This window comes from Variovorax sp. GW821-FHT10D07 (assembly GCF_059415325.1).
The window spans coordinates 120,469-140,431 of record NZ_JBWKMZ010000005.1; the positions used below are offsets into that span (position 1 = coordinate 120,469).

At 67.6% G+C, this 19,963-nt stretch carries 20 protein-coding genes; 11 read left to right on the top strand and 9 right to left on the bottom strand.

The window, feature by feature from the left end; translation table 11 throughout:
* Nucleotides 1-4: 4 nt before the first annotated feature.
* From AC07PU_RS17425 to AC07PU_RS17465, 9 genes are all read left to right on the top strand, one after another.
* Complete coding sequence (locus tag AC07PU_RS17425) at nt 5-403, top strand: hypothetical protein (protein ID WP_490875988.1); 399 nt, start codon at nt 5-7, stop codon at nt 401-403.
* Nucleotides 404-459: 56 nt separating this feature from the next.
* Nucleotides 460-723 carry a hypothetical protein gene (locus AC07PU_RS17430; protein WP_490875987.1) on the top strand — a complete coding sequence of 88 codons (264 nt, stop codon included), beginning with the start codon at nt 460-462 and terminating at the stop codon, nt 721-723.
* Nucleotides 724-899: 176 nt separating this feature from the next.
* Nucleotides 900-1,520, top strand: coding sequence for a hypothetical protein (locus AC07PU_RS17435; RefSeq protein ID WP_495319085.1), 621 nt, complete (start codon nt 900-902; stop codon nt 1,518-1,520).
* Between the two features lie 11 nt (nt 1,521-1,531).
* Nucleotides 1,532-3,271, top strand: a complete 1,740-nt coding sequence (locus AC07PU_RS17440; protein ID WP_495319087.1) for a ShlB/FhaC/HecB family hemolysin secretion/activation protein — start codon at nt 1,532-1,534, stop codon at nt 3,269-3,271.
* A 60-nt stretch (nt 3,272-3,331) separates the two neighbouring features.
* Entirely contained in the window at nt 3,332-4,171 is an 840-nt protein-coding gene (locus AC07PU_RS17445) for an AraC family ligand binding domain-containing protein (RefSeq protein ID WP_495319089.1), read from the top strand.
* Nucleotides 4,172-4,260: 89 nt separating this feature from the next.
* Nucleotides 4,261-5,157 carry a DMT family transporter gene (locus AC07PU_RS17450; RefSeq protein ID WP_495319091.1) on the top strand — a complete coding sequence of 299 codons (897 nt, stop codon included), beginning with the start codon at nt 4,261-4,263 and terminating at the stop codon, nt 5,155-5,157.
* Between the two features lie 24 nt (nt 5,158-5,181).
* On the top strand, nt 5,182-5,907 hold the full coding sequence (locus tag AC07PU_RS17455) for an alanyl-tRNA editing protein (protein WP_495319093.1): 726 nt from the start codon (nt 5,182-5,184) through the stop codon (nt 5,905-5,907).
* A 7-nt stretch (nt 5,908-5,914) separates the two neighbouring features.
* The gene (argE, locus tag AC07PU_RS17460; protein ID WP_495319095.1) at nt 5,915-7,051 is read left to right on the top strand and encodes an acetylornithine deacetylase; all 1,137 of its coding nucleotides are present in this window, start codon (nt 5,915-5,917) and stop codon (nt 7,049-7,051) included.
* A 55-nt stretch (nt 7,052-7,106) separates the two neighbouring features.
* Entirely contained in the window at nt 7,107-7,757 is a 651-nt protein-coding gene (locus AC07PU_RS17465) for a DNA-3-methyladenine glycosylase I (protein WP_495319097.1), read from the top strand.
* 201 nt (nt 7,758-7,958) lie between these two features.
* Here the strand turns inward: AC07PU_RS17465 and AC07PU_RS17470 are convergent, their stop codons facing one another.
* A complete protein-coding gene (locus tag AC07PU_RS17470) occupies nt 7,959-8,261 on the bottom strand; it encodes a hypothetical protein (RefSeq protein WP_495319434.1) in 303 nt (100 codons plus the stop codon).
* On the opposite strand from AC07PU_RS17470, the gene AC07PU_RS17475 reads away from it, so the two are divergent.
* Complete coding sequence (locus tag AC07PU_RS17475) at nt 8,152-9,747, top strand: Ig-like domain-containing domain (protein WP_495319416.1); 1,596 nt, start codon at nt 8,152-8,154, stop codon at nt 9,745-9,747. The genes AC07PU_RS17470 and AC07PU_RS17475 overlap by 110 nt on opposite strands.
* A 135-nt stretch (nt 9,748-9,882) precedes the next feature.
* On the top strand, nt 9,883-10,953 hold the full coding sequence (locus AC07PU_RS17480) for a hypothetical protein (protein ID WP_296776100.1): 1,071 nt from the start codon (nt 9,883-9,885) through the stop codon (nt 10,951-10,953).
* A 67-nt stretch (nt 10,954-11,020) separates the two neighbouring features.
* Here AC07PU_RS17480 and AC07PU_RS17485 read toward each other — a convergent pair whose 3' ends face one another.
* From AC07PU_RS17485 to AC07PU_RS17520, 8 genes are all read right to left on the bottom strand, one after another.
* The gene (locus AC07PU_RS17485; RefSeq protein WP_495319099.1) at nt 11,021-12,790 is read right to left on the bottom strand and encodes a tannase/feruloyl esterase family alpha/beta hydrolase; all 1,770 of its coding nucleotides are present in this window, start codon (nt 12,788-12,790) and stop codon (nt 11,021-11,023) included.
* A gap of 137 nt (nt 12,791-12,927) precedes the next feature.
* Nucleotides 12,928-13,830 carry an SDR family NAD(P)-dependent oxidoreductase gene (locus AC07PU_RS17490; protein ID WP_495319101.1) on the bottom strand — a complete coding sequence of 301 codons (903 nt, stop codon included), beginning with the start codon at nt 13,828-13,830 and terminating at the stop codon, nt 12,928-12,930.
* 40 nt (nt 13,831-13,870) lie between these two features.
* Entirely contained in the window at nt 13,871-14,812 is a 942-nt protein-coding gene (kce, locus tag AC07PU_RS17495; protein ID WP_093339561.1) for a 3,5-dioxohexanoate:acetyl-CoA acetone transferase, read from the bottom strand.
* Nucleotides 14,813-14,850: 38 nt separating this feature from the next.
* Nucleotides 14,851-15,570 (bottom strand): ABC transporter ATP-binding protein, encoded by a 720-nt coding sequence (locus AC07PU_RS17500; RefSeq protein WP_495319104.1) that lies wholly within the window; start codon nt 15,568-15,570, stop codon nt 14,851-14,853.
* Nucleotides 15,567-16,322 (bottom strand): ABC transporter ATP-binding protein, encoded by a 756-nt coding sequence (locus AC07PU_RS17505; protein WP_398492067.1) that lies wholly within the window; start codon nt 16,320-16,322, stop codon nt 15,567-15,569. The genes AC07PU_RS17500 and AC07PU_RS17505 overlap by 4 nt, the downstream gene beginning before the upstream one ends.
* Nucleotides 16,319-17,611 (bottom strand): branched-chain amino acid ABC transporter permease, encoded by a 1,293-nt coding sequence (locus tag AC07PU_RS17510; RefSeq protein WP_495319106.1) that lies wholly within the window; start codon nt 17,609-17,611, stop codon nt 16,319-16,321. Before AC07PU_RS17510 ends, AC07PU_RS17505 begins: the two co-directional genes overlap by 4 nt.
* A gap of 17 nt (nt 17,612-17,628) precedes the next feature.
* The gene (locus tag AC07PU_RS17515; protein WP_208509039.1) at nt 17,629-18,570 is read right to left on the bottom strand and encodes a branched-chain amino acid ABC transporter permease; all 942 of its coding nucleotides are present in this window, start codon (nt 18,568-18,570) and stop codon (nt 17,629-17,631) included.
* 116 nt (nt 18,571-18,686) lie between these two features.
* Nucleotides 18,687-19,949, bottom strand: coding sequence for a branched-chain amino acid ABC transporter substrate-binding protein (locus AC07PU_RS17520; RefSeq protein WP_495319109.1), 1,263 nt, complete (start codon nt 19,947-19,949; stop codon nt 18,687-18,689).
* Between the last annotated feature and the right edge of the window lie 14 nt (nt 19,950-19,963).

The following is a 19,963-nucleotide window of genomic DNA, read 5'->3' on the forward strand; positions in this document are numbered from 1 at the left end:
ATATATGGCGACAGAAATGGAAAAGATTCTTGGCGGTCCAATTGGAAGAGAGGGGAATATTCCCGGTCAAGTTGATGTTGTGGGCAAAGAGTTTATTTATTTTCAGGATAGCGGAAATGACTCGGTGCATCATCAATTTGATGAATTGACTAAATTCGATGGCAATGCCGGCGCTAAGAGTGGAGGTGCAAGCACTCAAGGGGTTCGTATTGTTTTTCCTGACATGTCGATATTTCATGCAATTGGATATCGCGGAGATGTTTCGGGGTGGAGGCGGGTTATTCGAGAGAGGGCGGAAATCCTTGGAATTTTGCTGGGGAAAATTGAAGGAGAGGATATTGTGCTGTCCAATGGGCGAGTTGTCTCCCTAAAGGATTGTCAAGTGGTTTTTGAAAATGCTTGACCTGATTGGCGTTGAGTTGGCGTTTGAGAGAGCGGGGATGATTCACGAAACAGGAAATGGGCGAGATGTACGACCGGCGCGAGGCGCTGTTCAGCATTGGCGTTGAGAAATTGGAGGAGGGCTATCCTTACGTTCGTCCGGATCTCCCAGAATTGTTCGAGTCGGCAACGGTAGAGCGCCTGGCTTCGGATCCATGGCTTGATATGTCGCTGCTGGACCGAGCCGAATTTCTCGGCCCAGACTGCGGCGGCATGCGCCATGACCTGTGGGTAGACCGCAGCGCTCGCCGGTCGGTGGAATGGCGAGCGTTCTGCGACTAACTCACCTCGATCGATGGGGCCCCGACGAACAGTTGGGAGGAATCGACACTTCGTTCCGAGTCGAGGTTCTACCGATACAAGGATGAAAAGAATCCCTAACGGGGCGATATCTTGAGAAAACCGTTCTCGCCCGCGTGCGGGCCAGGGATCAGGTTTCGATTTTTACAGGGAGCAGAATGAAAAAATCTAAATGGAGTGTTGGGCTTGCCGCGATGGCAATGTGCTTGACTTCGATGGCGGTCGGTGGCTGTACCTATTCGCAAATCAACCCAGAAGCCGCGCTGGAAGACGTCCGCACCAACAACGGCTACTACGAACTGAAAAGCGTCGAGCCCGGCAGCGCGAAGCTTGTCTTGCGCACACCCGGCGTCGCTGCCGCATCGGCCGCGGCCCAGTACGCAGTCAGCACCGCCGAGGCGCCTTGCGAGGGCTTCCAGCACCTGGGCGCCGCGGCAAGTGCGGGCCACGGCGTCGTCTATCCGTGGATCGCGCGGGCCACGCGCGTGGGCTCGGGAGCCGAGCCCTTCCTGGTTCACGAGGCGACGCCGGGGCAGCCGATCCAGGTTCGCGGCATCGGTAAATGGAGCACGGGCGGCGCGAACATCGCCTTTCAGCACGGCAGTTGCGGACCGGAGGTCGTGCGCTTCACGCCTCAGGCGGACCGCGCCTACGCGGTGGAGTTCATCTGGGGCAAAGGCATGTCCTGCCGCCTCGCGGTGATGGACGCGACAGACCCCGACGCGCCTCAACCGGTGGCGTCCAGGCCCGTCCCCGGTTGCCCGGCACCCGCGCGCTGAGCGCCATCGCCATGAAGAAGCATCTGTCGGCGGCGGTGGCCGCCACCTTGCCCTTGCTCGCTTCCGCGCAGCTCGCTGCCACGCCGCAACCCTTCGTCGAGCAGCAGCGTCAGCAGGAGCGTGAACGCGCCCTGCGCGAGCAGAACGAACGCAGCGTCGACCAGCGTTCGCAGGCGGCTCCTCCAGCGCCCACGCAACGCATCCCCGAGGCCGAGGCTCCGTGCTTTCGCATCGATCGTGTGCTGCTGGCGGGCGAGCAGTCCGAACGCTTCCAGTGGGCCATCGCCGACCTGTCCGGCCCCGAGGACAACGACCCGCCGCTGGGCCGCTGCCTCGGCACGGCCGGCGTCAACGTCGTGCTCGCGCGCGCGCAGCGGGCCGTCATCGCGCGCGGCTTCGTCACCAGCCGTGTGCTGGCCGCGCCGCAAGACCTTTCCACCGGCACCCTGACGCTGTCGCTCGTGCCCGGCCGCATCGCCGCCATCCGCCTCACACCGGATTCCTCGTCGACTCTGCTCGGCGGGGGCGCCCTGCTGGCCACCGCGATCCCCGCGCGCGTCGGCGAACTGCTGAATCTGCGCGACATCGAGCAGGGGCTCGAGAACCTCAAGCGCACCCCTACCGCCGAAGCCGACATCCAGATCGAGCCTTCGACCGCGCCCAACGCCAAGCCCGGCGACAGCGACCTCGTCGTCAAGTACGTCCAGTCGAGGATATGGCGCCTGAGCTTCAACCTCGACGACAGCGGCACCGAGGCCACGGGCCGCAACCAGGCCGGTGTCACCTTGTCGCTGGACAACCCCCTGGGACTCAACGATCTCTTCTACCTCAACGCCAACCACAGCATCAACGGCCACTTCCTTTCGGAGCCGCGCTACGGCACCGAAGGCCAGACGGTGCACTACTCGCTGCCCCATGGCTATTGGATGCTGGCCTTCACGGCCTCCAACAGCCAGTACCACCAGACCGTGGCCGGCCTGAGCCAGGACTACATCTACGCCGGCAAGACCAACAACGCCGAGATCAAGCTCTCGCGCCTGATCTACCGCGACCAGCAGCGCAAGACCACGCTGGCGATCAAGGGCTGGCGTCGCGAGTCGCGCAACTTCGTCGACGCCACCGAGGTCGAGGTGCAGCACCGCGTGGTGGGCGGCTGGGAGGCCAGCCTGAACCACAAGGAGTTCATCGGCGAGGCGACACTCGACGGTACGCTGGCCTACAAGCGCGGCACCGGCGGCTTCGGCTCGCGCACCGCGCCGGAGGAGGAGTTCGGCGAAGGCACTTCGCGGCTGAAGCTCTACACGGCCGAGATCGGCCTCAGCGCTCCGTTCAAGCTCGGCGAACAGAGGCTGCGCTATTCGGGCCTGGTGCGCGCCCAATGGAATCGCACGCCGCTGACGCCGCAGGATCGCTTCGCGATCGGCGGGCGCTACACGGTGCGCGGTTTCGACGGAGAGACCAGCCTGATGGGCGAGCGCGGCTGGCTCATCCGCAATGACATCGGCTGGGCCATCCCCTGGGGCGACGGCCCGAGCGGCGTTGAACTCTACGCGGGCATGGACTACGGTCATGTGGGCGGACGCTCGACCGTCGATCTCCTGGGCCGCAGCCTGGCGGGCGCGGTCGTCGGCGTGCGCGGCCAGTGGGCCCGGCTGAGCTACGACTTCTTCGCCGGCGCGCCCATCCGCAAGCCGCAAGGCTATCGCACCGCCAAGGTGGCGCTGGGGTTCAATCTCAACGCCAGCTTCTGATGCCGGGACATGGGCCCGCGTCTCGACTTTCTTCGCCGGAGGTGATCGAATCTCGCGCAGATGGCCAAGCTCGATCCCCTGAACACCTCGCGCTACTGGCATGCCCCCGACCTGCCGGGCATGGACCTGCTGCATGCGGACTTCAGGACCCACGAGTACGCGCCGCATGTGCACTACTCCTTCGTGATCGCGGTCACCGAGGCAGGTGGCTCCGAGTTCACGAGCCGGGGCCGCACCGGCATCGCGCAGCCGCGCTCGCTGCTGGTCTTCAATCCGGCCGAGCCGCATTCGGGGCGCATGGCGGGCAGCGAGCGCTGGCGCTATCGCTCCTTCTATCTGGCCGATGCGTGCATCAGGCATCTGATGAACTCGCTGGGTCTGGACCAGACTCGCTACTTCGCATCGAACACGCTCGATGATCCGCAGCTCGTCGACAGCTTCCTCGCGCTGCACCATGCCTTCGACGGCGACGGCCTGCCCGGTGATTCGCTGCGCCGGCAGGAGTTGTTCGTGCAGGGCTTCGGCACGCTGTTCGAGCGCCATGCCCTTGCCGGGCAGCGCGCGCTGCCGATGCCCGGAGGCGCACGCGTGCTCGCGCCGGTGCTCGAACTGCTGCACGACGCCTATGCCGAGAACCTGAACCTCGAACGGATGGCGGCCGTTGCCGACCTCACGCCGTTCCAGCTGATCGGCGCCTTCAACCGCACGATCGGCCTCACGCCCCATGCGTACCTCACGCAGTTGCGGATCCGGGCCGCCATCGGCCATCTCGCGGCGGGCCGGCCGCTGACCGATGCGGCGATCGCGAGCGGCTTCTACGACCAGAGCGCGCTCACGCGGCACTTCAAGCGCACCTTCGGCATGACGCCGTTGCAGTACGTGCACGCCCGCAAGGGCTGAGCGCTTCCCGCAATTTTCGCCAATACGCCGGCGCGAACGCCGGCCAGGATGCGTGCCACGGCTTCGGCCTTTTCGCCACGGCACGCTCCATGACCACGACCCTCGCGCTTCCCGCCGCCACCCGCGGCCAGTTCCTCTCCTTTGCCGCGCTGCTGCTCGGCGCGGCCGCGCTGGCGTTGGGCGGCGTGTTCCTGCGCCACAGCGAGCTGCAGCCCACGGCCAGCGCGGTCTACCGCGTGGCGCTCGCGATCCCGGTCTTCTTCCTGCTCGATGCACTGGCGGCGCGCGCCGAACCGGCGCCCCGGGCCGCGTCGGCGTTTCCGGTCAAGCTGGTGCTGGTCGGCTTCATCTTCTCGGGCAACCTCGCGCTCTACCACTGGTCGATGACCCTGACCACGCTGGCCAATGCGAACCTGCTCGCGAACCTTGCGCCGATCTTCGTGGTGCTCGGGGCGCGGCTCTTCCTCGGCAAGAAATTCAAGCGCGGCTTTCTCGCCGGCATGCTGTGCGCGCTGGCCGGCGCCTTCCTCCTGATCGGCCACCGGCTCGACTTCGGCTCGGGCCGCATGGCCGGCAATCTGCTGGGCCTGCTGTCGGCGGTGTTCTACGGCAGCTACCTGCTCGCGGTCAGCCTCGTGCGCTCCAACCACCGCACCATGAGCGTGATGGCCTGGAGCAGCCTCGGCACGCTGGTCCTGCTGCTGCCGGTCGCGTTGCTGCGCGGCGAATCGCTGCTGCCGCACACGTTGCATGGCGTGCTGATGCTGCTCGCACTGGCGCTGGTGTCGCACGTGGGCGGGCAAGGACTGATCGCCTATGCGCTGGCCAAGCTGCCCGCGGCGCTGTCCTCGATCACGCTGCTGGTGCAGCCCGTGATCGCGACGGTGCTCGGTGGCTGGCTGTTCCACGAGTACCTGAGCCTCACCGAGTTCGCCGGCGGCGCGATCATCCTGATCGGCATCGTGACCGCGCGGCGATTTTCCTAGTCCCTCCGTCAGACCGAAGATCCGATGTCACCCTATCTCTGCCATCTAGACCCCGATTGCCTGCACTTCGAAGCCGGCGTGATTGCGCGCCGCCCCAACGCCGTGCTGCTCGACCGCTCGTATTTCTATCCGGGCGGTGGCGGCCAGCTGAGCGATCGCGGCACGCTGCAATGGAAGGGCAGCGAATTGCGTGTGGAGCGCATCGAGACGGAAGGCGCCAACGCCTGGCACTGCCTCGCCGAGGGCGAGATCGCTCCCGAGTCCGGCGAGCGTGTCGTTGCGAACGTCGACCCCGCGTTCCGCTTCCTGATGAGCCAGCTGCACACGGGCCTGCACATCCTCAATGCGCTGGTCTACCAGCGCTTCGAGGGCTCGCTGGTGACCGGCGTGCAGATGGCGGCCGACGGCACGGCGCGCATCGACTTCGACCTGCCCGCGGCCGACAACAACGCGCTGCGCGCGCTCGAACCCGAACTCAACACGCTGATCGGCGACGGCCTGCCGGTCAACGTGCTGTACCTCGATGCGGCCGCACTCGCGCGCGAGCCCGGCCTGCTGCGCAGCCGCTCGGTCGCGCCGCCGCGCCAGGACGACGGCATGACGCGCATCATCGAGATCGCGGGCCTCGACCGGCAGGCCTGCGGCGGCACCCACCTGACGAAGACCTCGCAGTCGGCGCCGCTGCGCATCCTGAAGATCGAGAACAAGGGGCAGCACAACCGGCGCATCCGCATCGGCCTGGCCGGATAGGGCCGGCATGACCACGGTCGAGATCCTGCGCGCGCTGGTCGCCTTCGACACCACCTCGCAGCGCTCCAACCTCGACCTGATCGACTGGGTGGCCGACTACCTCGCGGCCCACGGCGCGGATGTGCACCTCGTGCGCAGCGACGATGGCCGCAAGGCCAACCTGCTCGCGCGCATCGGTCCCGATGCGGCGGGCGGCATGGTGTTGTCGGGGCACAGCGACGTGGTGCCGGTGGCGGGACAGTCGTGGCGCTCCGAGCCCTTCGCGCTGGTCGAGCGCGAGGGCCGCTTCCATGGCCGTGGTGCGGCGGACATGAAGGGCTTCATCGCGGCCTGCCTGTCGGCCGTGCCCGCATGGCAGCGCGACAGGTTGAAGCGCCCGATCCATCTCGCGTTCTCGTACGACGAGGAGATCGGCTGCCTCGGCGTGCCGCGCCTCGTCGACAGCCTCAAGGCGCGCGTGCAGGCGCCCGCGCTCGCGATCGTCGGCGAGCCCACCGGCATGAGCATCGGCGTGCGGCACCGCGGCTTCTTCGGCCATCGCGCGCTGTTCAGCGGGCTGGCCGCGCATTCGAGCGATCCCTCGCTCGGCGCCAGCGCGATCGAACCCGCGGCGCATCTGGTCACGCGTCTGGCGCGGCTGCGCCGCAGCCTCGATCGGCAAGGGCAGCGGGCCACGCTCAATGTCGGGCGCATCGATGGCGGCAGCGCGATCAACATCGTGCCCGGTTGCTGCGAGGTGCTGTGGGAATTCCGCCCCGAGGACGAAGCCGCGGCCGAGCGCGTGCGCACTGCGGTGCACCGCATCCTCGCGGCCCTGCCCGCGGGCGTGAAGGTCGAGGCCGAGCAGGTCGCGGGCGTGCCCGCGTTGTCGGCGCGGGGCAACGAGCCAGCGGTCTCGATCGCGCGCACGCTCGGCGCGCTGTGGCCCGAAGCCGAATTGCCCTTCGGCACCGAGGCGGGCTTCTTCCAGCAGGCCGGCATTCCGACGGTGGTGTGCGGGCCGGGCTTCATCGCGCAGGCGCATCAGCCCGACGAATGGATCGCGGCGGATCAGTTGCGTGCGGCCGATGGCTTCATGGCCTCGGTGGGTGCGTGGGCGATGCGCGACGTGGCCGAACGGTGGCGCGCGAGCCGGGGTGAATAGAAAGACCGGAACCGGCGAGGCACGCGCGAGCGCACTTCGCGACAATGCCACCCCCATGGACCTCGCACCCGATGCCTCCCCCGCCGCCGACGACGGCCTGATCCAGTCCGCCGACGGCCAGCGCCATTGCGCCTGGCACCCGCAGATGCCCGATTACCACGCCCACGAGTGGGGCCGCCCGGTCGGCGACGATCGCGCGCTGTTCGAGAAGATCTGCCTCGAGGGTTTCCAGTCGGGCATGGCCTGGATCACCATCCTGCGCAAGCGCGAGGCCTTTCGCGCGGCCTTCGCCGACTTCGAGATCGACAAGGTGGCGGCCTTCGGCGAGAAGGACATCGAGCGGCTGATGGCCGATGCCGGCATCGTGCGCAACCGCGCGAAGATCGTCTCGGCGATCAACAACGCGAAGCGCGCGCAGGAACTGATCGCCGAGGCCGGCTCGCTGGGGGCATGGTTCTGGCGCTTCGAGCCCGCGCCGAAGGATCGGCCGGCCGTGGTCGACATCGCCTACTACCGCGCCAACCCGACCACGCCGGCGTCGGAACGCATGTCGAAGGAATTGAAGCAGCGCGGCTGGACCTATGTCGGCCCGACCACGCTCTATGCGCTCATGCAGGCGATGGGGCTGGTCAACGACCACATCGAGGGTTGCGCCTGCCGCGCGGCGGTGGAGGCGGCGCGGGAGTGCTTCAAGCGGCCGGGCTGAATCGCGCGTCGACCCAGACCTCGCCGCCCGGGCAACGTCAATCCGGGTTTGCCGCTCGGCCGCCATTTGGTTGTTTATTGCAAACAGGCGGCTTGCAATAGATAAGAAAAATCCGCTGATCTGCACACATCGGATTAATGACGTGGACTTACGCGATTACCATTCGCGACGCGCTCCGGAGAGGGAGGCGCGGTTTTCGAATTAAAAAAGAGGAGCCTTCATGTTGAAGAAGTCATTGGCGATCGCCTGCGTGGCGACGTTGCTTTCTGCCTGCGGCGGTGGTGGTGGCGGAGGCGGCGGGGCTTTTCCGCCATTCCCGGCACCTGCACCGGCACCTTCCCCGGCACCCGCGCCCGCACCGGCGCCTGCAGCCGACACGACACCGCCAAGCGTCGTGGCTTTCAATCCCACGACCAGTACCGACGTTCCCCGCAACACCGAGATATCGGCCACCTTGAGCGAAGCCTTGCTGGCAACGACGGTGACCGACAGCAATCTGCGCATTACCCGTTTGGGGGTTGCAGTTCCAGGCTCGTTGAATTACGACGCCACGAAAAACAAGATTTCCTTCGCTCCGACGAAGGCGCTGGACCTGTTGGCCAATTACACGGTGACGGCGGGGACGGGCCTGAAGGACCTGGCGGGCAACAGCCTGGCCGCGGAGAAGTCCTGGTCGTTTCGGACGGCCGATGGGAGTTGGGACGCCCCGCATGAGCTTGAAGCGGCGACGACCAACCCTGGCAATCTCGTTGCGGTCCAGGATGGTCAAGGAAATACGGTGGCGATCTGGGCTAGCCAGGTCGCAGGTGCTTTCCAGATCCGCACTGCGGTGCAGAACGCGAGTGGTGATTGGGGTGATTCCAGCAGATTGAGCACGCCCGGAAATTACCAGGCCCTGGTTCCGCAGATCCGCTTCGACAGCCAAGGCAATGGCTTGGCCATCTGGATGCAATTGGATCAAACAGGCGCTGAGGTGTGGTCATCACGCTTCGTGAAAGGAACCGGATGGCAAGCGCCGATACGACTGGACCGCACTCGCAACACAGGCTTTGGCGCGTCGCTCGCGATCGACACCGAAGGAAATGCCTTTGCTGTCTGGGGCAAGGGGGAAACGGAATACGGCAATTCGGATATCTGGGCCTCCCGCTTCACGCCGGCCGGCGGTTGGCAGGCACCGGTCAGAGTGGGCAGTTCGGCCAACATCGGCATCTACGATCAGGCCGAGCAGCCGCAGGTGGCCGTGGATGCCGCAGGCAATGCCTATGTGCTGTGGGTTCAAAGGGCCAGCGAATCGCCGGTCTGGGTCGCGCGCTATCAAGTCGGCAGCGGCTGGCAGCCTGCGGTTTCGCTGGGTGCTGCTCGACGGGGCGATCCCTACGCTCCGAGGCTCGCCGTTTCCGGCTCGGGTCAGGTGATGGCGCTGTGGAACGCTTTTGTTCCCTCGGGCACGTGGTATCGCTTCGACCTGTGGTGGAGCGCTCTCGCAACACCGGGCGGCAGTTGGACTTCGCCGGCCCTGCTGGAGAACGACGATGTGGGCGATGCCATGAATCAGGTGCTGACAGTCGACGGTGCGGGCAACTTCCATGCAATCTGGCAGCAGCAAGACGTTTCCAACTACCGCAGCGATCTCGTTCATCGCCGGTATACGCCCGGCGTGGGTTGGGAGGCGACCACGACCGTCAGTACGGCGAATGGCACCTATTTTCAGAATCGCTTCCCCAGCCTGGTGGCAGACCGCAATGGCAACTTGATGGCGCTGTGGGGCGTTTACAAATCGGGTAGCGGCGGAGCAGAGGAGGGCACGTTCGCCAGGCGCTACGTGGCCGGTGAAGGATGGCGCGCCACCGTTCGCGTAGGCGCCACGGGAGCCGCAGCAGCGGCAACCACCTCGCTGGATGTGCAAGCGGATGGCTCCATTGCAGCGACCTGGATGGAGCCTGTGGAAAACCGTGGCAACGGGCCGATATTTGCGGCTCGGTTCAAGTAACAAGCGCCCGTCCTGACGCTTCCCGAAGCGCGTTCGCGGAGCTGTCTGTCTGACGCGCAGTGCGTCCCTCGGGGTTGATGCGACCCCGGGGATGCCCCCCAAAGCACTTTGCAAAACAACCAAGAGGAGAAGAGGATGAGGAACAACACGTACCGCGCGCTAGGCATCGCGCTGCTTGCCACGTTGACCGCATGTGGAGGCGGCGGCGGTGGTGGAGGAGGCGGCGGTTTCCCGATCGCGCCGATCGCGGTCACGCCGCCACCGGCAGCCAATCCCGACCCGGTGCCCCAGGATCCCGTTCTGCCGGCCCTGTCGCTGGACTTCGAGCTGCTGACCAACGAATTCGATCCGGTGAAGCTGCTCGCCGCGCTGAATGCGGAAGGAAGCAAGGGATTCCGCTGGGTCACCTCGCCCAACTTCAAGAACGACCCGAGGCATGTGCTGTCGAAGGACACCAAGGCGACGGACAAATACATCTACGAATTCCTGGATGTGGGGCTGTCGCAGGACGACTACCTCACGCAGATCAATGCCAGGGGCGCCCATGGCTTCAAGCTGCTCAACGACGGGGCGGTGGTGCGCAACAGCGCGGTGAGCGCCTGGTACAGCTACACGCTGGAAACGAGCTTGCGAAGGAACAATTCCAATACCGATCCCAACAACGATCCGGTGAGCCTGGATGGCTTCCTGGCGCAGCTCAACGCGAAGGGCGCGCAGGGCAATCGATACGTCGGGCAAGTGCATTTCGCACCGCTGCCGGACGGCCGCTTCAACATCCAGAGCGTGTATGAGAATGCCGGCAACGGTGCCTTCCAGTACGAGATGCTGCCGAGGGCTGGAAAGGACGCCGACTTCATCGCGCAGTTGAATGCGCAGGGCGCGAGGGGATACAGGTTCAACTTCATCGCCTTCCTGAAGAGCGGCGAGGCGAAGGCCTTCTACGTGAAGGACAAGGCGCAGACGCCGAAATTCACCTACTGGATCGTCGATCGCCCCGCCGATGCGTCGGCATTCCTGGCCCAGTTGAAGGACAACGCGAGCCGCGGCAGGGCTTTCTTCATCGACAACTACGCCTCGGGGACCGACAGGGTCACGGGCCCGGGTTCGTCGGAGCCGGTGCAGAAGGTCATCTACTCGGCTTCCGCGCAATGCCAGGGCGTTCTTTGCGGCGACCTGTATGCGTTCTCGATCATGAGCATCTACTGAAGCCGACCACCGCTTCCACGCAGAAATGGCCCGACATCGGGCCATTTCCTTTTGGAGCCTCAGCGCCTCAATTCACGCACTGGAACGACCCCGCCAGATTGACGTCCCCCGACCCCTTGTACTGCGGCCACTTCGGGTAGTCGCACAGCGGCCGCGTGCGGCCCGGCACGCCGGCGGTGTCGGTCGTGACCTGGTTGCTCGGCGCGGTGCCCTTCTCGACCCAGCCCTCGAGCGCGGTGAGCGAGTCCCAGGTGGCGTTGAACACGCTGCTGACCGCATGGCCCAGGCCCGCGACCTCGTAGTAGCGCACGAAGCCGTCGACCTCCGACGGGCCCCAGCGCGACTGCAGGCGCTGGTAGTACTGCTCGGTGGCGCGCGTGCTCACGAGCACGTCGGCGAGGCCGTGGGCGAGCAGCAGCTTGCCGCCGCGGGCCTTGAAGGCCGAGATGTCGGTGCTGGCGTCGAGCTGGGTGCTCAGCGCGCTGATGCGGCTGGCCCAGGGGCCCGGGTCCTCGGGGTCGAGCGAGAGCGAATCGAAATTCGCGTCGCGCGTCACCGAGTACTTGATCCACTGGTCGGTCAGCACGCTGATGTAGGGCGCGTTGGCCGGCATCGGCCGCGTGGGCTGCGTGCTGCCGAAGGCCAGGAAAGTCACGGTGGGCTCGAGCGGCGAGGTCCAGGTGCTGATGCCGGGATCGGCGCCCCAGATGTTGTAGCCCGGGTACTGGGTCTCGCCGCTGGCCAGCGCGAAGCGGAAGTTGGTCGCGGTGTTGATGCTCTTCATGGCCGCGATCTGCGCATCCGACAGGCAGCTGTTGCCGGTGTCGGCGCCGCCCGCGCAGCGCACGGGCGCGCCCTTGAGCATGGCGGTGGCCGGATCGAAGCGCGCGTTGCACAGGGTCTGGTTGCTGATCAGGCCGTCGGCCACGCCGTCGAGCGCGTCGCAGGCCTCCATGGCGGCGTTGTAGAGCAGCTCGCGCTTGGCGGCGTTGGGGTAGGCGCCGGGCTGCGCCAGGGCGCGGCTCATGCGGTGGCCGCCGAGCAGCGCGGCGGCGTCGTTCCAGGCCGGGTACCAGGCGATCGCGCCGTCCCAGTCGGCGGGCCAGCGCTGGATGGCGGTGACGGCCTCGCGCCCGCCGGTGGAGCCACCCGCGAAGTAGGACTTCGAGGGGCTGGCCGCGTAGCGTGCCTGGACGATCGCGAGCGCGGCGTCGTGCGTCTTCTTGAGCGCATCGCCGCCGAAGTTGCGCACGGCCTCGTCGCTGAGGCCGAAGCGGCCGTCCTGCGAGCCGAGCGCATTGGCCTGGTGGCCCGAGTCGCTCGCGAAGGTGGCATAGCCGCGGGCCAGCGGCACGGGCTGGTCGACCGGGCCGTTGGGCACGTTGCCCTTGACGCTGGGAATGCTGCCGTTGAAGCCGCCGCCGCCGAACATCACGACCTTGCGGTTCCAGCTCGTGGGCAGGGCCACGGTGAAGCGGATGTCGGGCGCGCTGGCGTCGACCGGCGAAATCTTGCCCGACACCTCGCAGTACTCGGGCAGCGCGGCCACGCCGGTGCCGGCGGCCGGCACGGTCTTGGTGGCCGTGACGGTGGCGCCCGAGGTCGGCAGGCCGATGGCCGCGGCCGGCACGCTCAAGCCCGGCAGCTGCTCGCAGCTCAGCGCGGCGCTCGATGGCGGCGGAGCGGGGGGTGGGGGCGGCGGCGCGGGCGGCGGGTTGCCCGAGATGGGCAGCAGGAAGCCGTTGCCGCCACCGCCTCCGCCGCAGCCCACGAGCGTGGCGCTGACGGCGATGCAGGCGGCGACGGCCAGGACGATGTCGCGATGGCTGGATGTCATGGGTCTCCGATGTCGTTGGTGTTGGGACGCGGCACAGTCTCTCGCGCGCGGGTCCCGAATCCAATGTGCGGGCCGGACACAGCAGGCCGCGTTCCTGTGTGCGCGGCCCATGCCGCGTAAACCCTGAGCGGCGGCCTTCAGTGCGGCAGCGGTACCTCGAAGCCGGCCTTCGAAAGCTCCCACTGGTACTGCTCGAAGCCCGTGCCCGGCACGCGCTCGTCGGCGCGGTCGCGGATCTCGTCCATGCGCGCCGCGACCTCGGCCGCGGTGTCGGCGCTGCCGTCGATGAAGATGCCGCGCGTCATCGTGAGGTGGGCGCTCTCGAAGCTGCCCGCGCCCGCGAGCAGGATGGTGCGCGTGGGCGCGTTCTCGCCCACCAGCGCGACCAGCCCGGGGCTCACGTAGTCGGGCTGCAGCCGCGCCAGCGCCTCGGGCGGCAGTACGCCCTCGGTCATGGCGGTGGCGGCGGTGGGCGCGAGGCAGTTCACGCGGATGTCCTGCCGCTCGCCCTCGAGCGCGAGGGTCTGCATCAGGCCGACCAGCGCCATCTTGGCCGCGCTGTAGTTCGACTGGCCGAAGTTGCCGTACAGGCCCGAGGAAGAGGTGGTCATCACGATGCGGCCATAGCGCTGCGCGCGCATGGTCTCCCACACGGCCTTCACGGCATGTACGCTGCCCATCAGGTGCACGTCCATCACGCGGCGGAAGTCCTCGAGCGTCATCTTCGAGAAGCTCCTGTCGCGCAGCACGCCGGCGTTGTTGACGAGGATGTCGACGCGGCCCCATTCGGCCACGGCGCGCGCGGCCATCGTCTCCATGGCCGCGAAGTCGGTGACGTCGCCGCCGTCCGCGATGGCGCTGCCGCCCGCGCGCACGATCTCGTCGGCCACGGCGCGGCCCGGCGATCCTTCATGCGCGCCGGCCACGTCGTTGACCACCACGCGCGCACCGTGGCGTGCGAGCGCCAGCGCATGGGCGCGGCCGAGGCCGCTGCCCGCGCCGGTGACGATGGCCACGCGGCCGTCCAGTGTCTTGTTCATTGCTGTTCCCGATGAATGAAGAAAAAAAGAGGAGCGGGGCTCAGAACGCGACCGCGTCCCTGCCCTTGAGGCCCAGCATCGCGCGCGCCTCGTCGGGGCTCGCGATCTCGAGCGAGAGCTCCTCGAGGATCCGGCGGATCTTGCGCACCTGCTCGGCGCAGGACTTCGCGAGCTGGCCGCGGGCGAGGTAGAGGCTGTCCTCGAGGCCCACGCGCACGTTGCCGCCCATCACCGCGCCCATGGTCAAGAGCGGCATCTGGTGGCGGCCCGCGCCGAGGATCGAGAAGCGGTAGCCGTCGCGGCCGAACAGCCGGTCGGCGGTGGCGCGCATGGTCACGAGGTTCTCGGGATCGGGCCCGAGGCCGCCGAGGATGCCGTAGATGCTCTGGATGAACAGCGGGCCCTTGACGAGGCCCTCGTCGACGAAGTGCGCGAGGTTGTAGAGATGGCCGACGTCGTAGCACTCGAATTCGAAGCGCGTGCCGCAGTCCTCGCCGAGCACCTGCAGGATGTGCTTGATGTCGCGGAAGGTGTTGCGGAAGATCAGGTCCTCCATGCCCTCGACATAGGGCTGCTCCCAGTCGTGCTTCCACTCCGGGATGCGCCGCGCCGCCGTGTGGATCGAGAAGTTCATCGAGCCCATGTTGAGCGAGCACATCTCGGGCTTGGCCTGCAACGGGTAGGCCAGCCGCTCGGCCAGCGTCATGCGCGTGCTGCCGCCGGTGGTGATGTTGATCACCGCATCGGTGGCGGCCTTGATGCGCGGCACGAACTGGTCGAAGACCTTGGGGTCGGCCGAGGGGCGGCCATCGACGGGATCGCGCGCATGCAGGTGGAGGATGGCCGCGCCGGCCTCGGCCGCTGCTATCGCCTGCTCGGCGATCTGGTCGGGCGTGAGCGGCAGGTGCTCGGACATGCTCGGCGTATGGACCGAGCCGGTGACCGCGCAGGAAATGATGACTTTGTCTTGGGTGCTTGCCATGGGATGTGTGGAAGGGATGAAGGATGGGTGGCGCCGCGTCAGACCGCGAGCCACTCCGAGACGAGTTGCTGGTCGGCCTTGAGCGCCTGCGGCGTGCCCTCGAACACGATGCGGCCGTGGCCCATCACGCAGACCCGGGTCGAGACCTTGAGCGCGATCGCGAGCTTCTGCTCGACCAGCACCACCGACAGCCCCTTGCGGTGCATGTCGACGATGCATTCGCCGACTTGGGCCACGATCTTGGGCGCCAGGCCCTCGGTGGGCTCGTCGATCAGCATCAGGAGCGGATTGCCCAGCAGCGAGCGGCACATGGTCAGCATCTGCTGCTCGCCGCCCGACATGCTGCCGGCCTTGGTGTTGCGGCGCTCCTTGAGACGCGGGAAGTAGTCGAACATCTGCTCGACGGTCCAGCGGTGCGCGCCGGGCACGGCACGCTGCTCGCCCATGCGCAGGTTCTCGTCGACCGTGAGGTTGGCGAACACCTCGCGCTCCTCGGGCACGTAGCCGATGCCGGCGCGGCACACGGCATAGGGCCGCGCGCCGGCCAGTTCGCGCTCGCGCAGCCGGATGCTGCCCGCGGATGGCGGCACCAGGCCCATGATGGCCTTCATGGTGGTGGAGCGGCCCGAGCCGTTGCGTCCGAGCAGGCTGATGACCTCGTTGCGTCCGACGCGCAGGTCGACGCCATGCAGCACGTGGCTCTTGCCGTAGTGGACGTGGAGGTCCTCGACGCTCAGCAGCGTGTCGCCGGTGTTCATGCCGCCACCTCCTCGCCGAGGTAGGCCTCTTTCACGCTGGCATTGGCGCGGATCTCCTGCGGCGTGCCGGTGGCGATCACCTGGCCGTAGACCAGCACGCTGATGCGGTCGCTCAGCGAGAACACCACGTCCATGTCGTGCTCCACGATCATCAGCGCGCGGCCCTTCGTGACCTCGCGGATCAGCTCGGCCGTGTAGTGCGTCTCCTCGGTCGACATGCCGGCCATCGGCTCGTCGAGCAGGATCACCTTGGGGTCGGAGGCCAGCGTCATCGCGATCTCGAGCGAGCGCTGTTCCGAATAGGCCATCTCGCCCGCGATCGTCGCGGCGCGCGCCTGCAGGCGCACCAGCTCGAGCAGCCGCTCGGTCTCCTCGCGGATGGCGCGGTCGCGGTCGATGAAGCGCCAGAAGACGTACTGCAGCCCATGGCGGCGCATGACCGCGAGGCGGATGTTCTCGAACACGGTGAGCTTGGGAAAGATGTTGGTGATCTGGAACGAGCGCGCGAGCCCGAGCCGGTTGATGGCCTGCGGCGTGCGCCCGGCGATCGACTGGCCGTCGAAGTGGATGCTGCCGGCCGTCGGCGCGAGCTGGCCCGAGATCAGGTGGAACAGCGTGGACTTGCCCGCGCCATTGGGGCCGATCAGCGCATGGCGCTCGGCGCCCAGCAGGTCGAGGTCGACGCCGCGCATGATCTCGGTGGGGCCGAAGGACTTGCGCAGGCCGCGGATGCTCAGGATCGGGTCGTTCATGCGGCGCCTCCGGTGCGCTCGGTGAGGGGCGCGGCCTGCGCCGCGGTGGGGCCGTCGGCTTCGCGCTGGGCCAGGGTTCGCAGCCGTTGCCGCGCGAAGCGCGCGAGCAGCCCGCCGACGGCGAGCAGCGCGAGCGGCACGGCCCAGGTCGCGAACGACAGCGGCAGCCAGGCGCGACCCAGGAACTGGATCGGCGGCCAGCCGCCACCCGGTTGCAGGTTGGCGAGCGAGCGGTAGTCCTGCGAGAAGGCGCGCTGCAGCATCTCGATCGCGAAGGCGCCGCCGAAGCTCAGCAGCAGCGCCGCGCCGATCGACAGCGCCGCCACCGGCAGCAGCGGGGCCAAGCCGAAGCGCTGGCGCAGCCGCGCGGTGGTGCCCACCAGGCCCGCGAGGCCGGCCGGCATGAACATCATCACCAGCACGAACAGGATGCCCTGGTAGAGCAGCCACGAGCGCGTGAGGTCCGACACGGCGTAGCCGAAGAAGGTCATGAGCGCGGCGCCCAGCGCCGGGCCCAGGAACACCTGCACGCCGCCGATGTAGGTGTTGAGCACCACCGCGGCCGACAGCGCGGGATCGAACACCACGTAGTTCGCCGATTCGTTCGACACCACCTGCAGCCCGCCCGCGATGCCCGAGAACATGGCCGAGACCGCGAACACCAGCACGCCGAGGCCGTGCACGTTGTAGCCGAGGAAGCGCAGCCGGTGGCTGTTCTCGCGCAGGCCGCAGGTCAGCCGGCCCAGCGGCGTGCGGGTGTAGAGGTAGAGCAGCGCGAGCGACAGCAGCACCCAGCCCAGCGTGAGGTAGTAGACCTCGGTGGTCGTGCCGAAGCCGAAGCCCCAGGCGGGCATGCGCATGGTCGACACGCCGGCCTCGCCGCCGAACAGGCCCTTGAGGTGCGGCGCCAGCGAATGGATCAGCTCGGCGATGGCCAGCGTGATCATCGCGAAGTAGGTGCCGCTGCGCTGGGTGGCGAACCAGCCCGCGATGCCGCCGATGGCCAGGCCGCAGACCGCGCCGGCCAGCGGCATCAGTGGGGTGGGCAGCAGGCCGGCTCCGCCGAGCGCGTTCATCGCATGCACGGTGCCGAAGGCGCCGACGCCGAAGTAGGCCGCATGGCCGAAGGACAGCATGCCGGCCTGGCCGCACAGCAGGTTGTAGGCGCTGGCGAACAGCGCGGCGATCAGCATCTGGATGGCCGCGTTGAGCAGCCCCTGCGACAGCAGGAAGGGCAGGGCCAGCAGCAGCGCGACGCCGGCGGCGAGCAGGGAGAGGGTGGTCTTCATCGTTTCGGCCCTCCCGCTCAGTTCTTCTCGCCCATCAGCCCGCTCGGGCGCACCAGCAGAATCAGCAGCATCAGCGCGAACGGAATGGTGGCCGACAGGCTCGAGAGCTTGAGCGTCATCAGCCCGCCGACGCCGCGCGCCCAGTCGCCAGCGCCGACCAGCGCGAACAGGTCGGCCAGGCTGCGGTCGATGCCCACGGCCAGCGAGGTGATGACGCCGATCAGCAGCGAGGCCAGCATCGCGCCGCCCAGCGAACCGAGGCCGCCGACCACCACCACCACGAACACCATCACGCCGAGCTCGAGCGCCATGTTGGGGTTGGTGGTGTAGAAGGCACCGGCCACCGCGCCCGCCAGGCCCGCGAGGCCGGCGCCGACGCCGAACACGCCCATGAACACCAGCGGCACGTTGTGGCCCAGCGCCTCGGCCATGCGCGGCTTGTAGATCGCAGAGCGCACCACGATGCCGACGCGGGTGCGCGTGAGCAGCAGGTAGATGGCCACGAACATCGCGATCGCGATGCCGCCCATCAGCAGGCGGTAGGCCGGGTACTGCGCGCCGCCGATGGCGAAGGCCGGCACGTCGAGCGTGGGCGGGATGCGGTAGTCGACCGGGAAGTTGCCGAAGAACAGCTTGATGGTCTCGGCGATGATGAACGACAGGCCGAAGGTCAGCAGCAGTTCGTGCGCATGGCCGTGGTGGTGCACGCGGCGCAGGAAGAAGCGCTCGACCACCACGCCGATCAGGCCGACCAGGATCGGCGCGGCGATCACGGCGGCCCAGAAGCCGATGGTGCCCTGCAGCGTGTAGGCGAAGTAGGCGCCCAGCATGTAGAACGAGGCATGCGCGAAATTGAGCACGCCCATCATTCCGAAGATGAGCGTGAGGCCGGCCGACACCATGAACAGCAGCAGTCCGTAGACGATGCCGTTCATGAGCGAGACGATGAGCTGGTCCATGGGTGTCCTTGCGAGCAGCCGAGGCTGCGCCGGCGGGACGCGCGCGTCCCGCCGGGGAGGGGATTCAGGGAACGGGGCCGCGCGGCGCGGCCCCGGGGAGAGGAGCGCGCGGGCGCTCAGCCCGGACGCTTCATCGCGCAGCTCGACTGCGCGGGCGTCGAGGCTTCCTCGGCCGTGAAGCGCTTCACCGGCTTGAAGCCCATGTCGGTGTCGTCGGCCTTGTAGCGCGCGTCCTTGGTCACGGTCGACACCACCATCGGCAGCAGCGCCTGGTGGTCGGCCGCGCGCATGCTCATCTCGCCCATCGGGGTCTTGATCTTCGCGGTCTCGATCGCGCGGGCCAGCGCATTGACGTTGAGCGCGCCGTTCTCGGGCTTGGTGCGCTTGAGCGCATCGGCCACCATCGCCATGCCGAACACGGTCTGCGGCTCGATGAAGGCCGGCGCGTGGCCGGTCTTGGCCTTGTAGTCGGCCACGAAGCGCTCGCCCTCGGCACCGGCGGCTTCGGCGTTGAAGGTGTGGGCCACGAAATGGCCGACCGCGAGATCGCCCGCGTTCGCGATGTTGCCGGGCTGATCGAGGAACACCGTGCCGAAGCGCACCTTGAGGCCGGCCGACTTCGAGGCTTTCATCAGCAGCAGCAGGTCGTTCGACCAGTTGCCGGTGAGCACCGAGTCGGCCTTGGCGGCGCTGATCTTCGCCACGTAGGGCGCGAAGTCCTGCACCTTGTTGACGTCGTGCAGGGTCTTCTCCACCACCTGGTAGCCGCCGGCCGATGCGTTGTCGACGATGGCGCGCTCCATGTCCTGGCCCCAGGAGTAGTTCTGGTTGATCGCATAGACGCGGGTGCCGAGTGCGTTGGCCTGCTTCATCGCGCTGACCAGGGCCTTGGTGCGGATCTGCGCGTCGCCGCTGAAGCGGAAGTGGTGGAAGTTGCACTTCTCGCCCGTGAGCTCCAGCGCCTCGGCGCCCACGTTGATGTAGATCATCTCCTTGCCGGGATTGCGCAGGTTGTACTTGCGGATGTCCTCGGTGATCTGGCCGCCGATGGCCGAGGAGGCGCCCTGCACGATCAGCTGCACGCCGTCGGCCGCGGCCGCCTTGAGCTTGTCGGCCGCGCCCGCGGGGCCGCCCTGGTTGTCGTACTCGAGCAGCTGCACCGGCTCGCCGTTCCAGCCGCCGGCCGCGTTGATCTGGTCGATCGCGAAGCGCACGGCCGTGCGGTAGGCCTGGCCCGACGAGGCCTGCGGGCCCGACAGCGTCTCGAGCACGCCGATCTTCACGGGCGCGGCGGAGGCGCCGGCCGACAGCAGGGCCAGCGAGCAGGCCAGGGCCGACGCGGCGGCGTTGAACGAGAGGGGGAAGGGGGATGTGCGCATTGATGTCTCCATGC